The organism is Thermogemmatispora aurantia (assembly GCF_008974285.1).
Lineage (GTDB): Bacteria > Chloroflexota > Ktedonobacteria > Ktedonobacterales > Ktedonobacteraceae > Thermogemmatispora > Thermogemmatispora aurantia.
Map to the genome: position 1 here is coordinate 166503 of NZ_BKZV01000006.1, position 24000 is coordinate 190502.

The following is a 24000-nucleotide window of genomic DNA, read 5'->3' on the forward strand; positions in this document are numbered from 1 at the left end:
CCACTGCGCGAACCGAAGCGCACTGCTGCGGCGCTGCTATATACGGTGCCGCCGGGCTGCAGCTAAGGCGCGGACGGTGCGGGACAGTATGGTCCGACTCGGGGCGGGTTGCCTCCGCCTGCCGGATGCGTGCATGCAAAGGCAGGCAGGCCGGCAGGAGGTAGCTATGTGGTGGTGGGGTGACGATGCCGCCCGCCTCGGGAAGGGCCAACTGAAGGCCGCCCGTGAGGGGGTCTCCCGCGATGGTGGGGGTGTTGTTCGTTGGTTGTGGTGTACGATTCTCGTAGCGGACTCGTACGATGGACTACCGTCCGGCCAGTATCTCCTTCTGGTACCCGGCGTATCATTGTATATAGCAAGGGATGATGTGTGGTGTGGTGCGTGCCTCTGTCTCCATACGTGTCCCTCGCGGAGGCACTGGGGTGTCACCGGCTTCCTGCCGGCACTTCAGTATCGCGACAGGAAGGATCAGCTGGCTGTCATCTCTCTGGGGGACTGGGTGGTGGCCCTGTTCTTTACACAGGGGTGGATGTGTGATGAGTGAAGACAGCAAGAGCGACAAGAAGATCTATATTCTGGTTGAGCGCGCGAGTAACTTCTCTCGTGGGGTGAGTCGCGCGCTCTGGCCTGCTACGGCGCGGCGCCTGGTAGAGACCAGTCGGGCGGCTCAGCGCCGCCGCGCCCGTTTGATGCGGCGGCGTTCGTCGTTACCGCCGACGCTGCCTGCGGCTCTGCCGCAATGGCTGCCGCGCCTCTTTTTGGCCGCGCTCGTGGCGTCCTCCATGCTGAGCGGGGGGACGCTCGTGCTCGCTGTGCTCTGGCATCTCTGGTTTCTGCCGTTGTGTGCCGCGCTCGCTCTCGCCGTCTCTCTGCTCGCGCTCAGATCGCGCTGGCCTGCTAATGTTCCTTCTGTGCCTCTCTCGCAGCAGACGGTGATGGATTCCTCCCTCCCTGCCTCCTCTTCGGCTGGCGTGCCCTGGAAGAGTCTGCCTGGTCAGTTGGGAGCGCCGGAGACCCCGATGCCAGATCCGCCCTCGCTTGTGCGAGTGCTGGAGACTTTCGACCTCTCGCGCGGCGAACTGGAGCCGGCCCTGACTGAGGTCTCCTGGCCGCCCTCGCCTGCTGCTGGGGCGCGCTCCGATTGGGATGAGCGCGCTTCCTCCGGCGGGGCTGCTTCCGTGGCTCCTTTGCCAGACGAGCTGCCCTGCTCCTCTCCATTGGCCGCCCCCTCTACGCCGCTCGCCGCGCTCGGCTTTGGCCCAGCTCGCGCCGGCGGTAACTCGCAGCCTGGGCTGCCGGGGCGCGCTCTGCCTGACCAGCCACAGCCTCCCAGGTCCGCCAGTGGCCAACCGGGGGAGATCCCCCTGACGCGGCCCTTCGCTAGCTCTGAGGCCAACGGACAAGGCGAGACGGGGGGTGCTCCCTCTGCCGCCGTGGAGAGTAAAGGTGAGGAGGGGGAGGGCGAGAAGCTATGACCTTTGGGGGAGATCTGTTGACCTGGCTCGCTCATACTGGGTATGATTCCCCAGAAAAAGAGAGCCTTGGCCGTCTGGCTGGTGCTCAAGAGCTAGACCAGCCAGCAGGCAGGTCCACCGGCAGCAGTCGGCAGCAGTTCCTTTCCCTGGAGGCAGCAGTGAGCGAGCAGCAGATTCAGAAGGTAAAAGTCAGGCGCTTAGCGCATGTGGGCCTCTGGTCTGGCGATGTGGCAACACAGGCCCGCTTCTATCGCCAGGTGGTAGGCCTTGATCTGCGCTCAAGCGAGATCCGTACCGTGGGACAGGAGATGGAGGTGGAGGCGGCCAGCGCTTTCCTCGCTTTGGGCGATGAACATCACTGTCTGGCTCTCTTCGCCGATACCCGCGATTCCCGTCCTGGTAAAGCCGATAGCCGTTTTGTGCTGCCTCAGAGTCGACTGCATCATATGACCTTTGAGGTGGATACGGAGGCGGAGCTGGCGGCCCTGGCTGCTCGCCTGAATATGCTCGGCGTGGAGCTGGCTTTCGAGCCGCGCGACGGCGAGAGCGAGCGCGGCGATACGCTCTGGTTCCGTGATCCCGATGGCAACCGTATTGAGATCTCGGTGGCGTCCGATGAAGCCTTCTCGCAGTACGCCGCCGCCAGTGGACGTCGACAGGCGCGTCTGCGCCCCCTGGCTCTTCAGCACCTGGCTCTGCAGACGCCACATCTGGAGACGATGGTCGAGTTTTATACCGAGGCTCTGGGCTTTGATATCTCAGACTGGTTGCTGCGCGAGTGGGCCTGGCTGCGCTGCAATACCGATCATCATACCCTGGTGCTGATCCAGGGACGCCCCGATGTCGATCACATCGGTTTCCGCATCGACAGCGGCCTCGATCTACTGGCCTGGGCCGATTATCTCAGCCGCCAGGAGACACCCGTTCTCTGGGGACCTGGGCGCCACGGTGCTGGTCACGATCTCTTCCTGCGCTTCGCCGATCCAGAGGGCTGCCACGTTGAGCTGTCTGCCGAGCTGGAGCAGTACTACGATCAAGATGTGACGACGCCGCCGCGCCTCTGGCATGCTCGTCCTCGCGCGCTCAATCTCTGGGGGACGCTGCCTCCCTGGATTAAAGAAGAGGTCTCAGTCTGATCTTCCCCCCATTGTCCTACTGCGCGACTGTGGTCCTTCCTGGTCTGGATAGGGGCAATGAGGAGGCGGCGTAGAGAAGTGTCCAGGGGCACGAACGGCGGACAGATAGGGAAGGCGGCGAAGCTGGTTAGCTGATTGGCCAGGTTGAGTCAGGTGAGTAGTAGAAGAGATAACCCTCTCCCTGGCCGGACGAGGTGACGGATTCTCCTGATCCGTCGCCTCGTCGCGTTTTTGGGCATGGCCGACGCTGACGCCGGCGTCGGCAGTAGAGCAAAGGCAGGCTCAATGTGCGTTAGCGAGCCTCTGAGACACCGACAATGCGGTTCCTCATAACGCCGATCTCGGCGATCTCGGTCTCCATGATGTCGCCGGGGCGCAAGAATTCGGGCGGCGTGCGGGCGAAGCCAACACCGCTCGGTGTACCGGTGGCGATGATGTCGCCTGGCTCCAGCGTCATCCCGTTGGAGAGCACAGCGATGATGCGGGGGATAGAGAAGATCATCTGATCAGTGGTGGCCTCTTGCTTGGTGACCCCGTTGACGCGCAGGCGCAGGGTAAGCCGCTGGGGGTCGGGGATCTCATCGGCGGTGACGATCCAGGGACCCATCGGACAGTAGCCGTCGATGCTTTTGCCGCGAAAGTACTGCTGGTGCTGGGCCTGCAGGTCACGAGCCGAGATATCGTTGAGCACAGTGTAGCCGAAGACGTAACTGAGGGCCTCGTCTTCGCGGATGTGCTTGCCTCCCTTGCCGAGAATGACGGCCAGCTCAACTTCCCAGTCGATCTGCGTCGAGACGATAGGATCGATGACCACGTCGCTGTAAGGCCCGTTGACCGTAGTGGGAGCCTTGGTGAAAATAACGGGGTGCTGCGGGAGCTGGGCCTCGCGCCCGCGGGCTGCGGCGGATTCGCGGGCGTGCTCGGCGTAGTTCAATCCCAGGCACATGATATTTTTGCGCGGACGAGGGATCGGAGCCGCGAGCTGGACGGCGGAGAGTGGTTGCACGAGGCCACTTCCCTGCAGGGCGGGAATCGCACTCAAACGCCCGTTGGCTTGGTGGGCCTGCTCTAGCAGGGCACGCAAACCCCGCTCCGCCTGCCCATACTGCTCGATGAGAGTCTGCATCTGGTCAGGGACACTGAAGCCAAGGGCGCGCGCTCCTTGAGCGGCATCGACAATCTCGTCGTTGAGCACCAGACCCACGCGTACGCGCGGGTTATCAGGTGTTGAAAAGCTTGCCAGTTTCAATGATGGTTCCTCCCTTATTCTGGCTGGTGGATCCCTCTTGCATAATAGTATGTCCCCCAACAGGAAAAGGCAAGGTGCTATGCGGCTCCATCCCTGCTAGCAGCGCTAGAGAGCTGCCCTGCCCTGCCCTGCCTTACCCAGGCTTGGCAGTCTACTGCTATCCAGGGAGCGCTCAAAGGCAAAAGAGGACGCAGAGGGTGGCCTGTCCGGCGCGCATGCGGCTCCCGGCTCTACTCGGCGGCGAGGGCAGCGCGCATGACCTCCAGTGGCGCAGGCTGGCCGGTCCAGAGTGTGAAAGCCAGGGCCCCTTGATGGAGCAGCATCGGCAAACCATTGGAAGCCTGCATTCCCAGTGTCCGCGCCTGGCAGAGCAGCTTTGTTTCCGCCGGGTTGTAGATCATGTCGAAGACAAAGGTTTCGTTGCCGAAACGCGCCAGCACTTCGCCGGGGAGCGGACTGAGATCCTCGTGCATACCGACCGGGGTGGCGTTGATAATGAGCGAGAGCGGGTGCGGGATCAGGAACTCGGGATCGCTGAGACTGAAGACCTGGGGGACGCTCAGCTCCTGACGCTGGGCCGTCAGAAAGTCGCCGACCTCTGCCGCCAGATGTTGGGCGCGCTCCAGATGACGGTTGACGATGATCAATCGTTCGACGCCGGTGCTGGCCAGGGCGAAAGCTGCCGCCCGCGCTGCTCCACCCGCTCCTAGGATGATAGCTGTATAGCCCGTCAGCGAGATCGTTGTGCTCTCGCTCGGCTTGCCAACACCTAGCTCCTGTAGGGCATGTAACAGACCAGGCGCGTCGGTATTATAGCCATGCAGGTAGCCATCACGCGGCACAATCGTGTTGACCGCCCCGATGCGTGCCGCCAGCGGATCGACGATGTCGAGTAGGGGGAGCACTGCCTGCTTGTGCGGAATAGTCACATTGGCCCCCAGATAGAGCGGATCGAGCAGGCGGGCGACACATGCGGCCAGCTCATCGGCAGGCGTTTGCCATAGCTCATAGACCGCATCGATACCCAGGGCATCGAGAGCCGCCTGCTGCATGCGCGGCGAGAGCGAATGCGCCACGGGATCGCCGATCAGGCCCAGGCGGAAACGACTGTGCCGATTCTGCAAGTGCTTAATCACTGGTGCTTCTGCATCCATAGTTACTTTTTCGGCCCTGCTTTGCCTTCAGTCGAGAGCTGATAGATCCTACTCTGCCGGGTGCATCCTGTTTATCGCTATCACAAAGAGTATGAACATGTTCAGCGTACCACAGGCTGTGGCCTCCGTAAAGGGGGCGAGCAATGCCTGCGGGGATGCTGCACATATGGTACTATAACAGTATCATGTCCAGGTCAACAGAAACCTTCCTCAAGGGAGATGGAGAGAACCTATGGCAGTTGTGCCCCGCCTGGCCTCAGCGGTTATGCTGCTGAGGAACGAACACGCCGGAACTGGAATGGAGGTCTTTATGGTTCGGCGTGTTGTCCAAAGCGAATTTATGCCTGATGTCTACGTCTTTCCCGGTGGCTCCATCAAGGCTGATGACCGCGCCGTCGAGGAGAGCGCTCAACTCTGCGCCCCTGTTCCCGCCCGTGAAACAGTGGCTGACCCCGAGGGGCGGACAGCTCTGGGCACGGGAGCACGAGTGGCGGCCATTCGCGAGCTATTTGAGGAAGCAGGGGTCTTGCTGGCTTATCGCAATGGCTCGCTGCTGGCCCTGACGGAGAATGAGGCCGAGAGGGCGCGCTTCGCCGACTATCGCCGTGCCTTTCATGAGCGACGAGGCTCGCTGGTCGAGCTGGCCCAGCGTGAGGGATTGCAGCTTGCCACCGACCAGCTTCACTACTTTGCTCACTGGCTGACACCGGAAGGCATGCCGCGCCGCTTCGATACCCACTTCTTTCTCGCCCTGGCTCCTGGCGAGCAGCAGGCTGTCTACGATCACCTGGAGACCAGCGACGGCCTCTGGATCAGGCCATCTGAGGCCCTGGCCCGCTACCAGGAAGGTAGCTTTCCCCTGGTCTTTGCCACCTTACGCCAGCTCGAAGAGTTAGCGGCCTTTGCCAGTGCCGAGGAGGCTCTGGCCTTCGCCGCCTCGCATTATGTGGCTCTCAAGCAGCCACGCCTGGTGCAGGAAGGCGATGGCTATCGCATCTACCTCCCTGGCGATGAGCAGGGTTGGGAGGTGCCACCTCATATGACCCAGGGCTGAGCTGTAGGTCGTGACACCGTCTGGTCTGCTGGAGAAGCGCGTGAGAGAGAGGAGCATTATGGAACAGGAGCAGAAGCCACAAGAGGAAGCGCAGCCGTATACGCTGGTGCTGGCTCCCAATCCCTCGGTGATGACGGGGCCAGGGACCAATACGATCGTGGTTGGCGAAGAGACCACGGGAGCGCTTGTCATTGATCCAGCGGTCGACGACCCGGCCTATCTGGAGCAGGTCATTGCCGCTGGGGAGGCCCGTGGCGGCATCCGGCGCATTTTGATTACCCACGGCCATCCTGACCACTGCGGCGGTGCGGCGGCTCTGCGGACCCGGCTGGGGGTGCCAGTGCTGGCCTTCAGCCGCGCGGGGATGGCCCTGGCCGATGAGGAGCTAGAGGATGGGGCGCGCCTGGCCGCTGGAGACGATACGCTGCGGGCCATCTACACGCCGGGCCATCGCTTCGACCATCTCTGCTTCCTCTTAGAGCGGGCTGGCATCCTGTTTGCCGGGGACCTGCTGGCAGGAGTGGGCACCGTAGTGATCGCTCCACCAGAGGGCGATATGGGAGCCTATCTGACCTCGCTGCGGCGTCTCCAGAGTCTGGAGTTGCGCCACATTGTCCCCGCTCACGGCCCAATCATTCTTGATCCGGCTCGCAAGCTGGCCGAATACATCGAGCATCGCCTCTTGCGTGAGCAGCAGGTGATCACAGCCCTCGGTCAGTTCCCCCAGGGGGCAACCGTTGGTGACCTCGTGCCGTATGTCTATGCCGACGTCTCGCCGTCTCTTCACACCCTGGCTGCTCAGTCTCTGACAGCTCATCTGCTCAAGCTAGAGCAGGAAGGGCGTGTTCACCGTCACGATCGCGAGCGCTGGCTGTTACGGCGCTAAGTCAGCTCGGCTTGCCGGCTGCTCTAAGGTGGCCTCATCCGCTCTATCTCGTCAGGCGAGCGCTGGCTGCCCGGCCTTGCCGCCAGCGCTGTTCTTTCTCCTGGGGGGGCCGAGGTGGCTCTAGCGACGCAGGAGCAGGCCCAGGACGGCCACAGCGGCCAGGCCAAGGCAAAACCAGCCAGCGCTAAGCAGGTGAACGCTGGTCAGCAGATAGACGCTGGCGGCCAGGGCGCTCAGGCTTACAAGCGTCAGCGAGAGTGTGCCGCCGCGTCTCTCGCTGCCGTTGGCGCCGGGCCCGGCTCCAGAGCGCGCACGTCGATTCCGCCCATTGGTCGGGGAATCGGCCAGGCGAATCTCGATCTGGCCACTCTCAAGACGGGTAATGATGCGCTCCAGGGAGCGGGGCAAGGTCAACATCGCGCGCCCATTCTCCAGCAGCTGGCGCAGCAGCTCCTGCAGGTTCTCCCCCAGGCGATCGGTGCTGAGGCCGAGAAACTTGCGCGCGTAGGGAGTGGCCACATCGATCAGGTTAAACTCCGGTGCCAGGCCAGTCGCCACGCCAGCCAGCACACTAATGGCGCGCCCTGTAAAGGCAAACTGAGCTGGAATCTGAAAAGGTTGCCCGTACAACAGCTGCTCGATATCCTGAGCAACATCCGACAGGTCCAGCTCGCGAGCCTCCCCCAGAGTCAAACCATAGTACTGGTTGAGCATCAGCTCCAGGCCGTGCTCAATGGCCGTCAGGTTGGCGTTTTCTCCGAGAAAGCCGAGGCGGCCCAGGGCATTGACCAGTGCCTGCGAGTCCCGGGCCACAAAGGCCAGGAAGAGATCGCGCATGGCCTTCTTCATACTCTTCGTAAGAGTACCGACCATGCCGAAGTCGACGAAGGCGATGACAGGGTCATCCGGCGGGGAGCCACGCTTGACAAAGATGTTGCCCGGATGGGGATCGGCGTGAAAGAAGCCAGCTTCGAAGAACTGGAAGAAATAGGCTTCAACCGTACGGCGGGCGATCTCCAGCCGATTGTAGCCGGCGGCCTCCAAAGCAGCATAATCGTTGATCTTAATGCCATCGATCCATTCCAGGACCAGAACCCGCTTCGAGCTGTATTCCTCATAGACGCGTGGAATATAGATCTGGGGTTGATCGCGGAAAAGCTCACGAAAACGGCGAGCATTGGCGGCCTCGGTCAGATAGTCGATCTCCTCGTAGACCGTGCGGCGAAACTCGCGATAGACAGCCATCAGGTCAATGAACTCGCTGGTGTCAACAAAGCGGCTGATGACCCAGATGACAAAGCGAATGGTGCTCAGGTCGGTATTGACCAGCTCCTCGATATGCGGACGCTGCACCTTGACCGCTACCGTTTCGCCACTGCCGGCGAGCGTGGCGCGGTGCACCTGGCCGAGAGAGGCGGCGGCGGTCGCCTTGCGCTCCAGCAGGCTAAAGACCTGCTCCACCGGCTTGCCGAGGTCAGCCTCGATGACCGAGACCACATGGCTGAAAGGGGCCGGTGGCACCTCGTCTTGCAGGCTCCCGAGCACTTGCAGGGCCTGCTCCGGCAGCAGGTCGGCGCGCGCGCTCAGAAACTGACCCAGCTTGATCATCAGGACGCCGAGCTTGATGGCCGTCTCGCGGAAAGCCGTTAAGACCTTGATCAGGACTTCGATGTCAGGCTGAACCTCGTAGTGACCGCGCTGGTGGGCCCGAATCACTCGCCGACGCTCGCGGTAAATCACCCAGATGGTCCACAATAAGAGACGGGCGACGCGCAAGAAGCGCGCCACCTGGGCTAGTCTATTGATCCGTGTAGGTCTGTGACGCATACTACCAGTGAAAACCTCTCTCCAGGTACAATAACACAGATATCTACGCCGTGCCCAGGGAAGCAGTTGAAGAGAGGGGACAGGCCTGTGCCTCTCGCTCACCTCCCCGCCTTCTTCTGGGAGCTTCCTGCTCTGGCCTCTGGGCAAAGGTGAGTTAGAGGAGAGCAGCGGGTGCCAGCGAGCGCTCTTCCTCACTCATCGCCCCTGACCGGACTGGTTAGCTCGTCAGGTCATAATCAAGCTGGATGGTTTTCGTCCTGGCCTCTACTGCACGTGGCTTCACGGCTGAGACCACCCTTCCTGCCGCTGACCAGCAGGCACGTAATAGTACTACTAGAACAATAAGCAGAGAAAAAACATTCTTATTCTGATAAGTGAAGCCATAACAAGAGAGGAGCTGCTCTATGAGAAAGTGTTGTGGAGCCGCTTTTGCGATAACCGACGCTGAAGAGTGGAGTGTGCTGGAAGCAACGCGCAGCGCTCTGCAGGCCCTGGCGGGGCCGCCTCCCAGGGCGCGAGGCTTCGAGCTGCCTGGCGACCGTGTCCACTATGCTCCCGATCGTCCCGCCGATATCACCCATGTCAAGCTGGAGATCCGTCTTGACTTCGAGCGTGAGATGGTCAGCGGCACCGCCTGGACCTCTTTTACTGCTCTCTATGACGAAGTACGCAGCATCGCTTTTGACGCCGTTGACTTGCAAATCGAGCATGTGATGCTCGACAACGGGACCGCGCTGAGCTACAGCATTGAACCGGAGCGTCTCATCGTCACCCTGGACCGCCCGTATCACTACGGCGAGTCGTTCACTGTTGGCGTGCACTACTGGGCGCAGCCGCGCATCGGCTTGCACTTCAATAAGCCCACGCCTGACGATCCGACGCGGCCCGTCCAGGCCTGGACCTTCAGCCAGACCTGGTACCACCGCCACTGGTTCCCCTGCCACTGGGTACCCAACGACCGCGCTACCAGCGAAATCATTGTGACCGTGCCGGCGCAGTTCGTGACCCTCTCTAACGGCGAGCTGCTCAACGTGCGCGACAATGGTGATGGTACCAAAACCCATCACTGGCGCCATGACGTCCCCCATCCTGCTTATCTGATCTCGCTCGTGGTTGGCGATTTCGCCGTCGTCGAAGATCGCTACGGCGAGCTGCCCGTCACCTACTATGTGCGACCCGACCGCCGCGAAGATGCGCGCCTGCTGATGGGCAAGACGCCGGCCATGATCGACTTTTTCAGCCGCTACCTCAACTATCCCTATCCTTATCGCAAATATGCCCAGAGCGTCATCGAGGTCTATCGGGGGGCGATGGAGCATACGACGGCCACCACCCACAGCTTCATGCTACTCTTCGATCAAAAGGCTGCTCTCGATGTGGGTGAAGATGGCCCCGTGACCACGGTTGCTCACGAATTGGCGCATCAGTGGTTCGGTGATCTGCTGACCTGCCGCGACTGGTCCGAAGGGTGGCTCAACGAAGGCTTCGCCACCTATTTGGAACATCTGTGGGTCGAGCACGATCGTGGCGGTGATGTGTTTAAGTGGATGATGCGGGAAGCGGCCCACCTCTATTTTGAGGAAGACAAGCACTACCGACGGCCCGTTGTCTATCGCGGCTACTACCGCGATGGCTTCGAGCTATTTGACCGTCATCTCTACTGCAAAGGGGCCTGGGTGCTGCATATGTTGCGCCACCAGCTTGGTGACGCGGCCTTTCGCCGGGGCCTGCATGCCTATCTGGAGCGCCACCGCGGTCGCGAAGTGATTACAGCCGACCTGGAGCGCACCTTTGAGGAAGTCACCGGGCGTAGCCTGGCGCAGTTCTTTCAGCAATGGCTCTATCAAGCGGGTTATCCCGCCTTCTCCGTTAGCTATGCCTGGGATGGCGAGCGTCATCTGGCCAGGCTGACGATCAAGCAGACCCAGACCATCGATGACCTCACACCCTGTTTTGTGACACCGGTTGACCTGGCTTTCAGCGTGCCTGTGGCTGATGGCAGCGACAAAACTCGAACCATCAAGCTGCAGGTGGTCGTTGGTGAAAACGGTGAGACCACGCAGACCTTCTTTGTGCCACTGGAGCGCGAGCCGGTAATGGTGCGCTTTGATCCCGACGGCTGGCTGCTGAAGGCCCTCGAATTCGAGCGGCCTGCCTCCATGCTGCGCTACCAGCTGGCTCACGATCCCGACGTACTGGGACGCATTGAAGCAGCAGAGGCTCTGGCGAAGCAGGGAGATGAGGCCAGCCGTCGTGCTCTTGAGGAGGCACTCTTCACTGATCCCTTCTGGGGCGTGCGCTGTGCCGCAGCCAAGGCCCTGGGCGAATTGGGAACAGAGGCAGCACAGGCCGCCCTCTTGCGGGCCTTGCACGAGTTAGAGGCACGGCAGTGGTCGCGCGTGCGGGCCGCCGCCGCGCGGGCCTTGGGTGGTTATCAGGTGCCGCAGCAGAGTCTCCTGGCGCAGCGGGCGGCAGAGGCCCTGCGACCACTGGTCAGCGAAGGCGACGTCAGCTATCTCGTCGAGCGGGCGGCGGCGGAAGCCCTTGGCCGGACACGGGTGGCCGGGGTCCTTGACGTGCTGCAGCAGGCCATCTCGCGCCCATCGTGGCAAGCCTATGTGCAGCAGGGCATCTTTAAGGGCCTGGCCTGCTGCGGAGATGAACGGGCCATCCCCCTCCTCTTAGACTATCTCGATGCCAGCCGTCAACCGCCGCTGTGGCGACTGGCCGCCACACATGGTCTGCAAGTGCTGGCCCGCGAGCGTCATCTCTATCGTGAGGCTGCCTGGCAGCAGGCGGTGACTCGTCTCTGCGAGGCAGTCGAGCATGATCCCTGGGAGGCTGTGCGCCAGGGGGCAGCGCTCGCCCTCCTGCTCTTCGGCGAGCGCCGAGCCGTGCCCGCTCTGGAACGAGCTGCCGCGCGAGAGCTGGAGACCCGTGTCCTGCGCAGCATGCGTGCGGCGCTCTATGTGCTGCGTAGCGCAGGACAGACGGAGGAGCAGCTCAGTCAGCTGCGTCAGGATCTGGAGGCACTGCGTGAGGAAAATCGCCGCCTCAAGGAGCAGCTTGCCTCATTAGAGACGCGCCTCACTCAGGAAAGAACGAGCTAGAACGCGGAGAGTAATCCACCGGTGTAGTCGGGCTGGATGCGGACGAGCCGCCCAGAGTCTAAGGCAGGGGTAGCCTGTTCCTGGCTGGGCGGCTCTTTTGCTTCCTTGCTCCCTATCCAAAAATGCTACCGTTGCCTCGTTATATGCACAAGTTCCGATATAATAAGCGGCACTTGCAACGTCCGTGGGGGTTCAAGCGTCCTGTATAGTAGAGGGGGAGAACCGCTGACTACGCAATACTCCGTGATTGCTAAACGTTGCTGGCGGGTTGGTTCCATCAAAAGATCATCTCTGCAACTCGCCGATGGCGAGCATTTACCATATGTCTTTCTCTCTGATCTTTTCCTAAAGAAAGGAAAAGGCTGGCCTTCAAGGCTCATCTTATCTCTGATCTTTATAAGGACTGTCGTCAATTCTGAATAGGCTAGTGGATCTGCAAAAGCATGGAGGTAAAACCTTGCCTGGGGTACGCGCCGCATCTTCTCCGCCACGGCCACGTCGCGACGATCTCGCGGCCTGGGCCGAGGCCGATCTCTCCTCCCTTGGAGAGCGAGAAAAGCAACGTTACGAACAACGTAAAAATGCTGTAATCGACTATTATACCACTGACAGATCTATTGAAGAGATCACCCAGCAATATCGCCTTTCCTGGCAAACCTTAGAGCGGCTGCTTGAAAAGTGTCTCAAGCGTCACCCAGATGGGCGCCTCTGGGGCTTCCGCGCCCTCCTTCCAGGAAGCCTGGTCGAAGAGAGTGTAGAGGCTCCGCTGACCAGCGTACCAGCCCCAGTGCCTGGCGCCCAAGAAAAGCCGTCTGCAGAGCAGAGTGAGGGGGAACGGCGTACCAACGGTACGGGCCGGACGCCATCGGCAGCGGTGGGGGGAGAGACGACGAGCGCAGACGAGCTGGCTGAAGGAGAAGAACCGACAGCCAGATTAGAGGTCGTTCGAGGAGTGCGCACCCAGAGACAGCCGGATACTCTCGGGGCGATCGCTGCTGGCCAGGGTGAAGCACACCCTGCCGATCAAGATCAAAACGGACACAAGCGACGCCCATTCTCCCTAAGCGACGAAGAGCCGCTGGCCTCTGCAGAAGGCGACAACCATCCTCGCCCCGCTGAGCGAGCTGATCACGAGCAGGCTGCCGCAGAAGAGGGAGAGAGGGGAGAGCGCGCTCAAGAAAGAAGAGTTGAAGCGGGGGAAGAGGAGGAGCAGACCCCGACCATCCCTCTAGAAGGGCCGGAGAAGGAAGAAGAAACCCCGACTATCCCTCTTCTGGAGGGTGAGCAGGCTACACAAGAGCCGGTCCCAGCTCAGGGCGACGTCAGCGCGCGAGGTCTGGCCGAAGCACCGACGCGCAGTTTGGAGGCAGAGATTGCCGAGGCCCCAGAAACGATAGCAGGCAAGGAGCCGGAGCAGCAACGCGGAACTGAGGCCGAAAGAGTAGCCAGCGAAGAAAAACTCTCCCCAGAGATCGACGAGCTGCCCACTACCCTGCTCGATGAGCGGATGCTGCCAGCCCCCCTGCAGGAAGAGGCTGAAATTGCCCTGTTTCCAGGCTGTGAGAGCGGGCTGGTCAATCTGGCCACTGTCCCGACTACCATTCTGCCGCTAGCCCCAGGCCAGGCCCGAGAAAAGAAACGGCTGCCTCCCGCGATAGCGGAGCGGCGTCTCACCCAGCAGCTGCGTCGCCTTCGTGGGCGTCGCCGGGAGCGTACTCAGGTACAACGCAAGCGTCATCGCTTTCGAACCTATGTCACCCTTGCCATCCTGGTGGCCCTTATCATTGGCCTGCTTCCTCCAGTAGGTGCGGCCTTAGCCGCGTACAGCGCCTACAGCAACGTCAAAGGTCTGGCTGAGGATGGCGTCAAGCATCTCATGAATGTCAAGGATCTCCTCACGCTAGACAAAAACAACCCCCTGGCAGCCTTAGAAGCCGACAAGCTCCAACGCGCCCAACAAGAATTTCGTCAGGCGGGCAGCGACTTCCTCCAGCTCCAGCAGCTTGTCGATCGCGACGACGTCCGTGAGGCGATTCAGCGCTTCGCCCCTGAGTATGCTTCCAGCCTCGATATGGCGCGACACCTCGTGCAGGTAGCCCTTGACGTCTCGCGCATGGGCGATGAGATGAGCGATGTCGGGCTGCTTGCCGCCAGCATCATCCACGGCTCGCCGCTCACCACCAGTAGCAATGCCAAACCTCTGCTCACCGCCCAGGACGTGGCCACCGTTCAGGGGTCGCTGGTGCATGCGCTCTACTATATTGACGACATCGAGCAGCAAATGCGCTCCGTCGATCTCAAGCAGCTTCCCATGCTCAATGTCCACCAGCGCGAGCAAATCGCCAGCATCGTCAAAGTCCTTCCCGAGGTCCAGAAGCAGATCAACCAGGTGCAGCAGCTCATTCCTCTGGCCTCCTGGCTATTGGGGGTCGACGGACATCGTCGCTATCTGCTCCAGACGATGGACAACGCCGAGCTGCGTCCCGGCGGTGGCTTTACTGGTCAGTACGGGGTTGTCGATGTGCAGAATGGCATCGTTGGGTCCCTGGCCCTGCGTGATGTTGCCAAGCTGGACTATGCCGGCAATGGCTTCCAGATGGGCCGGCAGGCCCCACCGGGCTATAGCTGGATGCACATGGGCAACTTCGGCCTGCGCGACTCCAACGTCTCCGGTGACTATCCCACCACAGCGCGTATCAACATCCAGGTCTTCCAGGATGAAGGAGGCGGTCCTGTCGATGGGGACATCGCCTTCACGCCCACCTTCATCGCTCACATTCTTGATGTAACCGGGCCGATCGTGGTCAAGGACTACGGCGAGACCATTACCTCGCAGAACCTGGCCGATCGCCTGCATTACTATCAGCAGGACCCTGCCGGTATTGCGCGGCAAGAGCAAGTCACCGGCCAGGGCTTGCACGACGCCCGCAAAGCCTTCACCTCGCTGGTCGCCAAGTTGCTACTGGACAAGGTGCGCCATCTGCCAGTCAGCAAGCTGCTGGACATCGTCAAAGGGGCGGTCCGGGACATCCAGGCCCGCGATCTGGAGCTGTACTTTACCAATCCCGCTGTCGAAGCCTGGCTGGTCCAACAAGGCTACTCTGGAGCAATCAACAGCTTCAAGAGCGTCGACGGCTTCCACGTCGTGCAGGCCAACATCAGCGTCAACAAAGCCAGTCAATACGTCCATAGCACCTTCCAGGACAACATTACGCTCGATGCCCAGGGAGGTGCCACCCACGATCTGACCATCATCCTGGAGTATGATCAGCGCGGCCCCGTCTACGGCTTCGACGCCTACACCGACTACATCCGCGTCTATGCCCCAGAGGGTGCCCAGCTCCTCGATGGAGGAGGTTTCGATTCCGGTCAGCCTGTCTGCAGTGCCAGCACTGGCATCCCTAAAGCGACCACGGGCACCACTTCCACCTCCTCAAAGCCGCCAGCCACGGGCAGCAAATGCGATAGCTACAACTACATTCCGCCCGACGGCTCGCGCTATTGCCCGAGCGGCAACTACGCCCTGGGGCCGCGTTACCAGAATCCTCCTGTTGACAGCGTGGGACCGCCGACGGCCCTGCAGAGCGACCTGCCCGGGCGGGCCATGTGGGGAGGACTGACGGTCACGCCGAAAAACTGCACCTCCTACATCCGGCTCTCATGGTATGTACCGCATGCCCATATCAACCTGAAAAATCCGGCTGACATCTACAGCGTCCTGGTGGGCAAGCAAGGCGGCATGGTGCCGACCGTCGACATTACCATCGACGCCACCGCCCTGCATCTGAAGGGCGTCAGCACCCTGCACTATCACAGCGACATCCATAAGGACCAGGTGATCACGCTCAAGGGACCACAAACTGCGACGAAAACTGCTCCTAAAGCCGCCTCGAACGCCAGCGCTCAGAGCAGCTCTACGGTAGCGGCGGCCTCGTCCACGACAGTCAACCTGCTGCTGGCCCAGCTCGCCGTGGCACCCGCGCCTGCCACCACCTGGCGGCGTCGCTAGCGCACCTCGCTTAAAGAGACCGGCCCTCCTCTTCCTCCCGAGAGAAAGAAAAGGAGGGCCGGCAGCTCGTCTTTACTCCTGGCCTTAATCTTTCCTGTGGTCTGGCGGCTTAGCGCAGAGACGTGGCCTCACTTCGTGAAAATGCTCGTGGGCAAGAAGGCCCCGACCACCCAGTGAGGCGCATCCACCACCTCGCAGATCTTCAGGTCCACCGCCACACTGCAGAGCATATAAGCGTCGCTGCGCGACAGGCCATAGTTGCGCTGCAGATGATCGATCATATGGCGGATCGCGTTGCGCGTGGCCTCCATCAGATCGGGGCCGATGCCGTCGGTCACATAGTACGGGGCCGTATTAGTGCGCTGGATAAGCGGGCCGCCTGTCAAATACTGTGGCTCCGGTACGGGGCGATCCTTATGCACCGTCAGGCGTACGACTGCATGCATCGGCGTCTCGATGGCGGTACCACAGACCTCGCCATCGCCCTGGGCGGCATGGCCATCGCCCATCGAGAAAAGCGCTCCGGGCACCTCCACTGGTAGGTAGAGGCGGGTCCCCTTTGTCAGATGGCGTGTGTCCATATTGCCGCCGTGGCGATAGGGCGGAATCGTCGGCAGGGCCCCTGGCTGGCCCGGCGCCAGACCGATCTCGCCACAGAAGGGAGCCAGCGGAATACGAATGCCGGGCGCGAACTCGGCCCAGCCATCGGCGCCGCCCTCCAGATGCCAGATCTTGAGAGCCGGCTCGGGGAACTCATCGGCCAGCAGGCCGAAGCCGGGAATCACTCCTGTCCAACCCCATTCAGCTGGCTGTAAATCAAGAAACTCCACCTCCAGCGTATCCCCTGGCTCGGCCCCCTCCACATAGATCGGGCCGTGCACCTGATCCACGCGCGAGAAATCGAGCGAGCCAATGGCCTCAACCGTGCTATTGGCCTGGATCTGGCCGCAAGAAGCTTCCAGCATATCGAACTCCACCACCTCGCCCGAGCTAATGCGAGCAATAGGCGGGATGCTGTGATCCCAGGCCAGATGCCACTGATCGCGCCGAATATGGATCGTGCGCCCTGCTTTTGGAATGTCTGTCGTCATGGCCGGTAGCAAGCTCCTTTCTTTGGCCGTAGTTGTGCGTTCAGTGCGGTTCGGTTCGGTTCGGTTCGGCCAGGTCTTCACTGAAGCTGAACCATGCTCTTCATAAAGTGCCTGAGCTGGCCTGGCAGCAGCTCAAGCCAGCGCCGTGCCGCTGACCTACTGAGGCTGCCTGAGAGCAGTCGCCTCCGCAGCAGCCTCTGTATGCAGACCCTCGTTCTCCTCCAAATGCAGACCGATGCGCTGGGCCAGACCGGGGCTGGCGATGATGCAGAGCAGTCCGAGCAGGAGCCAGGCCAGAGCCACATACGGAAAGATATTGTACGGCGGAGCCGGGACCGGGTAAATATTGCTGTAGAGCGTGTAGCCCAAGAAGACGATAGCGAGCAGCGGGATCAGCCACTGCCAGCTCCACACACGTCGACGCAGAAAGAAGAACCAGATAGCCCCAACGTTCGTCAGCCCATAGGCCACCAGAATCAGAAAGACCCCGATCGTGCCCAGATAGCCGAAGAGTGTCGCTCCCGTCATCCCCGGGGCCAGGCCCCAGATGCTCACCACTGCAAAGTCAAAGAGCATGATGACCGCCACCGCCAACGCTGGCGAGCCACTGCGTCGACTGGTTGTCCCCAGGCGCTCCGTGATAAAGCCGTCGCGCCCCATCGCATAGAGGATACGCGCCCCAGCGTTGGCCGTTCCCAGAGCGCTGGCAAAAGCGCTGATCGTCGCTCCGAAATCGAGCAAGACAGCCATCAGGCGCCCAACGTAGTGGCGCGCCAGATCATCGAGCGGAGCCGTCGACTGGGCAAAACTGGCGATCCCTGCCCGGCTCAGACCAAAGCCCAACGTCTGAGCATAGGTCACGACAATGTAAAAAAGACCCGTTCCAAAGACCGCCGCCAGGATCGCCAGGGGAATGTTGCGGCGCGGATTGTGCGTCTCCTCGCCGAGCGTAGCCGCCCCCTCGAAACCCGCGAAGGAGAGGAAGCCGAAGACCGCCGCCAAAGCCACACTATTGAGTGGCTCGGCAGAGGGCGTAAAGGGAGCCAGTGAGAGCTGCCCAAGACTGCCCAGGCGGACCAGAATCACCACCACCAGCGCCACGATCAGCAGCACCGAAATACCCTCCATTGCCAGCGTCAGGCGCGTCGAGATCGTGATGCGGCTGTAGGCAAAGAACCAGATCAGCAGACCTGCTACCAGAGCGAGCGGGAGCCAGCTCACGCTCCAGCCCAGGCCAGCCAGAAACGCCTGGGCGAAATTGCCGACCTCAGCCGTTGAAGCGCCAGTAAAAGCGAGGTAGGTGCCAAGCAAAGCCCAGCCCGAAAAAAAGCCGACGCGCGGCCCCAAAGCGATGCCGTTAAAGGCATAGACCGAGCCGCTGTGTGCCAGATAACGGCTGAACTGGATAAACGAGAAGCTGGCCAGACCAACAGCGATTGTGGCGATTAAGAAAGCCAGCGGTACAGCGCTACCGGTTATCCCGGCGGCCAACGAGCCATTGAGCGCCATCGCCGCAGTGGGCGCCATAATACCAATAGAGAGCGCGATGCTCTCCAAAAACGACAATTCACGGCGAAGACCGCTTTTCTCTGGCTCCAAGTGCAACCTCCTGATATCAGGGCGCAGAGAGGCACCCGACGCGACAGGCTAAGGGGCACAGCTCTATCGGCTGCCTGTCCACGCCAGCGCTGAGGGCAGCACCGTGCAACAGTGAAGCTGCCCGCTTGAAAGGATAATCTATTTCGCCTCGGAAGGCAACCTCCAGGCGGGCAGCGATGGGGGCAAAGGGCAGGCGGGCCGGAGCGAAAGAGAAGACAGAAGCAGCACCTCTCAGGGCAGGAGAGGGGGAGAGAAGAAGAGAGCCGGCGCTGCCATCGGTCCTGACCTGAAGCAGTGGCCTGCTCAATCAGAGCATAGCCAGCTGTTGACCAACCAGCGAGGAGTCAGCAGGCGGGGAGCTGGTGGCGTCGGGCTGCTCGCCCATGCTCAGCGGCGAGCGGCTCGCCTGCCCTTGCGCCGGGCCGGGGCCGGGGCCGGCGCAGACAAGGCGCTAGCGGCGCTGCGCGGCGATGAACGAGGCATACCACTGACCGCTATCCTTAATAATGCGCCGCTGGCTAGGATAATCGACGTAAACCAGCCCAAAGCGCTTGCTGTAGCCGAAAGCCCACTCAAAGTTGTCCAGCAAGGACCAGACCATGTAGCCCTTGAGCGGTACCTGCTGAGCAAGCACGCGGCTCAGCGCCTCGATATGCAACTGCAGATAATGAATCCGCTGCCAATCGTGAACGCCCTCGCCGGTGTGCCAGTGATCCTCGAAGGCCGCACCATTTTCTGTCACCACCAGGGCCTTGGGAGCATACTCACGGTGGAGGCGTGTCAGAATCACTTCCAGTCCTTCTGGAAAGATCTCCCAGCCCATAGCGGTATACGAGGCTCCGGGAATGCGCTCAACCACCTCATAGCTGGGATTTCCCGAAGTAGTGGCGGCGGACCCGGCTCCTGCGCCGCGCACAAGCATGCGACTATAGTAATTGACGCCCAGGAAATCCAGCGGGGTCGCGATCACCGCCAGATCGTTCGCCTGGATCAAAGGAGGCGTCACATCCAACGTACTGAAGAGCAACTCGGGATACTCGGCATGAAATAGCGGATCAAGAAACCAGCGATTGCGGAAGGTGTCCGCCTGCTGGACGGCGGCCAGCGTCTCGGGACGCTCATCCGCGGCATAGACCGGGTAGAAATCGAGGGCGATACCGATCTGCGCCTCGCGCGGAAGCAGCGAACGCAGGCACTGTGCAGCCAGGCCATGAGAGAGCAGAATATGGTGACCGGCGTGGATAGCGAGCTGCTTATCATGCATGCCGGGGGCATGGATACCTAGAGCATAGCCCAAATAGGAACTGCACCACGGCTCATTATGTGTGAGCCACCAGCGGACGCGATCGCCCAGGCGGCGGGCTACCACCTCGGCGTACTCGGCGAACGCCTGAGCAGTTTCGCGCACGAGCCAGCCGCCGCGGTCCTCAAGAGCGGCGGGCAAGTCCCAATGGTAGAGCGTAACCAGCGGCTCAATACCCTGGGCGAGCAAGGTATCCACCAGACGCTCGTAGAAAGCAAGGCCCCGCTCATTGACGGGGCCGGTTCCCTGGGGCAGGACCCGTGGCCAGGAGATCGAAAAGCGGTAAGCGCGCAGATTCAGGCGAGCCATCAGCGCCACATCTTCCTCCATATGGTGATAGTGGTCGGCGGCCACCTCGCCAGTCTGGCCCTGGAAAATCGCTCCGGGCCGGGCCACAAAGCGATCCCAGATAGAAGGGGCGCGTCCATCCTCGCGCGCCGCGCCCTCGATCTGATAAGCCGACGTGGCGGCTCCCCAGAGAAAACCGGGCGGGAAGCCGCCAGCCAGGTCACTGCCCCCTGCCAGAGAGGCGGGGAAACTACGATGGTCCTGTGGACGACCGGTAATGCTCATTGATCCTCCTTAATAGAGGCGGCAGCTGGAGGTAGCTCAGCCTCCTCTCCTACCTCCTGTCTGACCTGCCACCTGAATCTATATGCTTCCATCCCTGGATGAGTAGATGCATCCATTCATACCCGTATGGATAGCGAAAAGAAGAAAAGAGTGACAGATGATAAATGACAATGATCCAAACGAAGCCAGGTAAAGAAACCTGTCAGGCAACCACAGCTCTGGTCTTGAGCAGTTTGCGCAGCTTACGCGGCATGGCCTGGCGCAGGCTTGGGTTGGCTAGCTCATCGATGCCGAAGTTGACCAGCGTCAACGCGCCGCAGACAAGGGCCACGCAGACACCGGCTGGCACAAACAGCCACCACTGGCCCGTGATCAGGGCCCCATTCAACTGGGCCCAGAAGAGGATCGAGCCCCAGCTTGCATGCGAGACATCGCCCAGGCCGAGAAACTCCAGGGCCACCTCCGCGCCAAGGGCGTAGACGAAGGTACCGACGTAGGTCGAAGCGACCAGCGCAATCTCGTTGGGCAGGATCTCCAGAAAGATCATGCGCCAGGTCATCTCACCCATTGAGCGCGCTGCCGTCACAAACTCGCGCTCCTTCAGCGAGAGCGTCTGTGAGCGCAGCACGCGTGCCCCGTAGGCCCAGGAGGTAAAGAGCAGCACCATGGCGATCACGAACTCATTCTTCCCCACGCCACTGGCATTGGCAAGTGAGGCCAGAACAATGGCCAGCGGCAGGCCGGGCAGTACCAGGACAACGTTGATCAGCAGCGAGAGCACCTCATCGATCAGGCCGCCGAAGTAGGCGGAGCTGAGGCCAAAGATCACCTGCAGTAGGGTGGAACCAGTAGCGGCCACAAAGCCGATCAACAGCGAGACACGGGCCCCATAGGCAATCTGCGAAAACATGTCCTGCCCCAGGCTCGTGGTCCCCAGAATATGCTCACGGCTGGGCGGCTGAGCGCCGTGAGCTACCTGGCTTTGAGGGCCATCCGGCGGATAGGGCGTCAACAGAGGGGCGGCCAGAGCCATCAGCACAAAGAGCAGCAAGATCCCCAGGCCCGCCGCAATCTTGGGATTGCGGTAAAGCAAACGCAGAGCATTTAGAAACGGCCCACGATGACGTTGATCGGCCTGCTCGATCAACGCCGCTGTATCGACTGGAGACTCCCCGAGATTGGTCACTTGCATCGCTAAGCCCTCCCATGTCGGATGCGTGGATCAAGCACGCTGTAGACCAGCTCAGCCAGGAAATTCGCCGCCAGCACCGTCAGAGCTACTACCAGGAAACCACCTTCGACCAGGGCATAATCGCTTTCCGAGGCGCCGCGGAACAGATGGTAGCCGATGCCTGGATAATTGAAGACGATTTCTGTCAGCAGGGAACCACTGACCACCAGGCCCAGCGAAATTGAGAAGCTCGTGATGCTGGGCAAGATCGCATTGCGAGCTGCATAGGCAAAGACCACCCGCAATGCGGGCAGCCCCTTGGCCTGGGCCATCAGCAGGTAGTCCTCTGAGAGCGTGGTCACCATGGCGTTACGCATAGTCAGCACCCATTGGGCCAGCGACCCAATGATCAGCGTGATCACTGGCAAGGCTGCGTGTTGTACCATGCTGAGGATGAAATCAAGGCTCCACTCCGGCCCATTAGGAAAACTGCTCAGATCATAGGCATCGCTGGTCGGAAACCAGCTCAGCATCATGCCGAAAACATAGAGCAGAGCCAACGCCATCCAGAAGTAGGGGATAGCAGACAAGAAGGTCAGAGCCGGTGGCAGCGTTGTATCGTACCAGGAGCCACGGCGCCAGGCGAACAGAACCCCGAGCAACGTTCCGATAATAAAGCTCAGCAACACAGCAATCCCCACCAGGCAGATCGTCCAGGGTAAACTCTGGGCAAGGATCTGGGCGACAGGTGTGGGGAATTCCGAAGTCGAGGTCCCGAGCTGACCGTGGAGCAGCGCATTCAGATAATCCAGGTACTGATGCCAGAGTGGAACTGAAGGGTCGGCGCCGAACTCTTTACGCAGGGCCGCAATGGTCGCCTGCGTCAGTCCCTGGTTCTGCAACTTGGCGATATAGTTCTGCAGCGGATCACCGGGCATCAGGCGCGGAATAATAAAGTTAAAGGTAACGGCAGCCCAAAGAGCAATCAGGTAGAAGCCTGCGCGCCTCAATAGGTAGCGCATACATCACTCCTTTGACCGAAAGTCAGGACAGGATAGGAACAATGTCGCGTTCCTCCAGAGTGAAGGGAGAGGCTGACGTTGACCAGCTGAGCAGGAAAGGAGCATACCTGGACAGTGGCCAGAGTGCGCAGAGAGTACCGTCCTTCCACCCCCAATAGCGGGGGTGGAAGGACGTCCTGGAAGAACGCACTACGAAAGGACAGGCCAGAAGCAACGCTACGATCAGGAGGCTGGCTTCAGATGCAGGATGACGTTTGCTGCATCGGGCAACTGATATGGCGGACCAACATCGTACGGATTGCTATCATCAGGCCAGCCGGTCCAATGCTTGGTCGTGTACTCGTCCCAGTCCACATTGACCGTCAGCGGGATGGCCGGCAGCTGCTCGACCATGATCTTCTCGATGCCCTGAATGGCCTGTTTCTGGACATTGGGGTCGGTCGACGTCATGTACTGCTTGAGCAGCTGATCGACCTGGGTGGCCAGCGCCCCAGCGGTGTGCGTATCCCAGCGCTCGAAATTCGAGCCGGAGACCGACTTACCGATCGGGCCGGAGTTGCTGCTGCTGAGCATATCGCGATAGGGGTAGTAGGGGGTGGGACCCTTGTCGGTCCAGCTGATGGCGGCCTCGTAGTTGCCCCCGTAGATGGCGCTGAAGTAGGTGTTGGCATCAGCGACGCCGTTCATCGTGGCCTTGATGCCGGCCTTGTTGAGGTCGTTAACGATGAACTGGACGTCCTGAGCCCAGTCAGACCAGCTGCTGGGGACGATGATGGAGAAGCCGAGCACCTTGCCGCTGGAGTCGTAGAAGTAGCCATCGCTGTGCTGGGTGTAGCCGGCCTGCTTGAGATAGGCCTGAGCCTGAGAGACGCTGTACTGGAACGTCGCGTTCTGGTACTCGGGCGCAATCCAATCCTTGCGGGCCGGGATAATTCCTGTGGGATTAGCCGGTTTCGCGTAGAGAGCCACGCCCTGCGGCAGGTTGTCGCGGTTGATGGCGGCGCTGATGGCCTCACGGACGAGGAGATTGTTGAAGGGGGCCTTGTAGAGGTTGAGATAGAGCATGACGGTATTGCTGGGGAAGAACCAGGTCTTATTGTGCTGGGGGTCCTTGGACTTGAACTGCTGGTCGAAGGCCGGTGTCCAACCCGTGCCCATCCAGTCGTACTTGCCCTGGATCATGTTGGTGACAGCGGTAGTGTTATCCTTGGCGGAGTAGACGTAGATGTGCTTGACGGCGGGCTGGCTGCCCCAGTAGGAAGGGTTGACGTCGTAGATGATCAGGTCGGGGGAGAAGCTGCGCAGCTTGTAGGGGCCGGTGCCGACAGGGTTCTTGTCGTT

At 61.0% G+C, this 24000-nt stretch carries 15 protein-coding genes; 6 read left to right on the forward strand and 9 right to left on the reverse strand.

Annotated elements, in window-relative coordinates; genetic code table 11:
* The first annotated feature begins 536 nt into the window (after positions 1 to 536).
* Positions 537 to 1475 (forward strand): hypothetical protein, encoded by a 939-nt coding sequence (locus KTAU_RS17900; RefSeq protein ID WP_151729654.1) that lies wholly within the window; start codon positions 537 to 539, stop codon positions 1473 to 1475.
* The gene (locus KTAU_RS17905) at positions 1472 to 2611 is read left to right on the forward strand and encodes a VOC family protein (protein WP_151729655.1); all 1140 of its coding nucleotides are present in this window, start codon (positions 1472 to 1474) and stop codon (positions 2609 to 2611) included. Before KTAU_RS17900 ends, KTAU_RS17905 begins: the two co-directional genes overlap by 4 nt.
* A 292-nt stretch (positions 2612 to 2903) precedes the next feature.
* Here KTAU_RS17905 and KTAU_RS17910 read toward each other — a convergent pair whose 3' ends face one another.
* Together KTAU_RS17910 and aroE are read right to left on the reverse strand one after the other, a co-directional pair.
* Positions 2904 to 3860, reverse strand: a complete 957-nt coding sequence (locus tag KTAU_RS17910) for a fumarylacetoacetate hydrolase family protein (protein WP_228026524.1) — start codon at positions 3858 to 3860, stop codon at positions 2904 to 2906.
* A gap of 230 nt (positions 3861 to 4090) precedes the next feature.
* Positions 4091 to 5014, reverse strand: a complete 924-nt coding sequence (aroE, locus tag KTAU_RS17915) for a shikimate dehydrogenase (protein WP_151729656.1) — start codon at positions 5012 to 5014, stop codon at positions 4091 to 4093.
* A gap of 232 nt (positions 5015 to 5246) precedes the next feature.
* Here aroE and KTAU_RS17920 point away from each other — a divergent pair, with 232 nt between their 5' ends.
* Together KTAU_RS17920 and KTAU_RS17925 are read left to right on the forward strand one after the other, a co-directional pair.
* On the forward strand, positions 5247 to 6068 hold the full coding sequence (locus KTAU_RS17920) for an NUDIX hydrolase (RefSeq protein ID WP_151729657.1): 822 nt from the start codon (positions 5247 to 5249) through the stop codon (positions 6066 to 6068).
* A gap of 58 nt (positions 6069 to 6126) precedes the next feature.
* The gene (locus KTAU_RS17925; protein WP_151729658.1) at positions 6127 to 6954 is read left to right on the forward strand and encodes an MBL fold metallo-hydrolase; all 828 of its coding nucleotides are present in this window, start codon (positions 6127 to 6129) and stop codon (positions 6952 to 6954) included.
* Positions 6955 to 7074: 120 nt separating this feature from the next.
* Here KTAU_RS17925 and KTAU_RS17930 read toward each other — a convergent pair whose 3' ends face one another.
* Positions 7075 to 8781: an ABC1 kinase family protein gene (locus KTAU_RS17930; protein WP_151729659.1), complete on the reverse strand. Its 1707-nt coding sequence runs from the start codon at positions 8779 to 8781 to the stop codon at positions 7075 to 7077.
* Between the two features lie 404 nt (positions 8782 to 9185).
* Here KTAU_RS17930 and KTAU_RS17935 point away from each other — a divergent pair, with 404 nt between their 5' ends.
* Together KTAU_RS17935 and KTAU_RS17940 are read left to right on the forward strand one after the other, a co-directional pair.
* Complete coding sequence (locus tag KTAU_RS17935) at positions 9186 to 11891, forward strand: M1 family aminopeptidase (RefSeq protein WP_151729660.1); 2706 nt, start codon at positions 9186 to 9188, stop codon at positions 11889 to 11891.
* A gap of 457 nt (positions 11892 to 12348) precedes the next feature.
* A complete protein-coding gene (locus KTAU_RS17940; RefSeq protein ID WP_151729661.1) occupies positions 12349 to 15900 on the forward strand; it encodes a DUF4012 domain-containing protein in 3552 nt (1183 codons plus the stop codon).
* A 128-nt stretch (positions 15901 to 16028) separates the two neighbouring features.
* Here the strand turns inward: KTAU_RS17940 and KTAU_RS17945 are convergent, their stop codons facing one another.
* The 6 genes from KTAU_RS17945 to KTAU_RS17970 form a co-directional block, all read right to left on the reverse strand.
* On the reverse strand, positions 16029 to 16991 hold the full coding sequence (locus KTAU_RS17945; RefSeq protein WP_151729662.1) for an acetamidase/formamidase family protein: 963 nt from the start codon (positions 16989 to 16991) through the stop codon (positions 16029 to 16031).
* A 156-nt stretch (positions 16992 to 17147) separates the two neighbouring features.
* The gene (locus tag KTAU_RS17950) at positions 17148 to 18590 is read right to left on the reverse strand and encodes an APC family permease (RefSeq protein ID WP_151729663.1); all 1443 of its coding nucleotides are present in this window, start codon (positions 18588 to 18590) and stop codon (positions 17148 to 17150) included.
* A 451-nt stretch (positions 18591 to 19041) separates the two neighbouring features.
* Positions 19042 to 20466, reverse strand: a complete 1425-nt coding sequence (locus KTAU_RS17955) for a GH1 family beta-glucosidase (protein ID WP_151729664.1) — start codon at positions 20464 to 20466, stop codon at positions 19042 to 19044.
* Between the two features lie 202 nt (positions 20467 to 20668).
* Positions 20669 to 21658, reverse strand: coding sequence for an ABC transporter permease (locus KTAU_RS17960; RefSeq protein ID WP_151729665.1), 990 nt, complete (start codon positions 21656 to 21658; stop codon positions 20669 to 20671).
* Positions 21659 to 21660: 2 nt separating this feature from the next.
* Entirely contained in the window at positions 21661 to 22659 is a 999-nt protein-coding gene (locus KTAU_RS17965) for an ABC transporter permease (RefSeq protein ID WP_151729666.1), read from the reverse strand.
* Between the two features lie 222 nt (positions 22660 to 22881).
* Positions 22882 to 24000 (reverse strand): ABC transporter substrate-binding protein (locus tag KTAU_RS17970; protein ID WP_228026525.1); only part of this gene is annotated, 1119 nt, incomplete at its 5' end.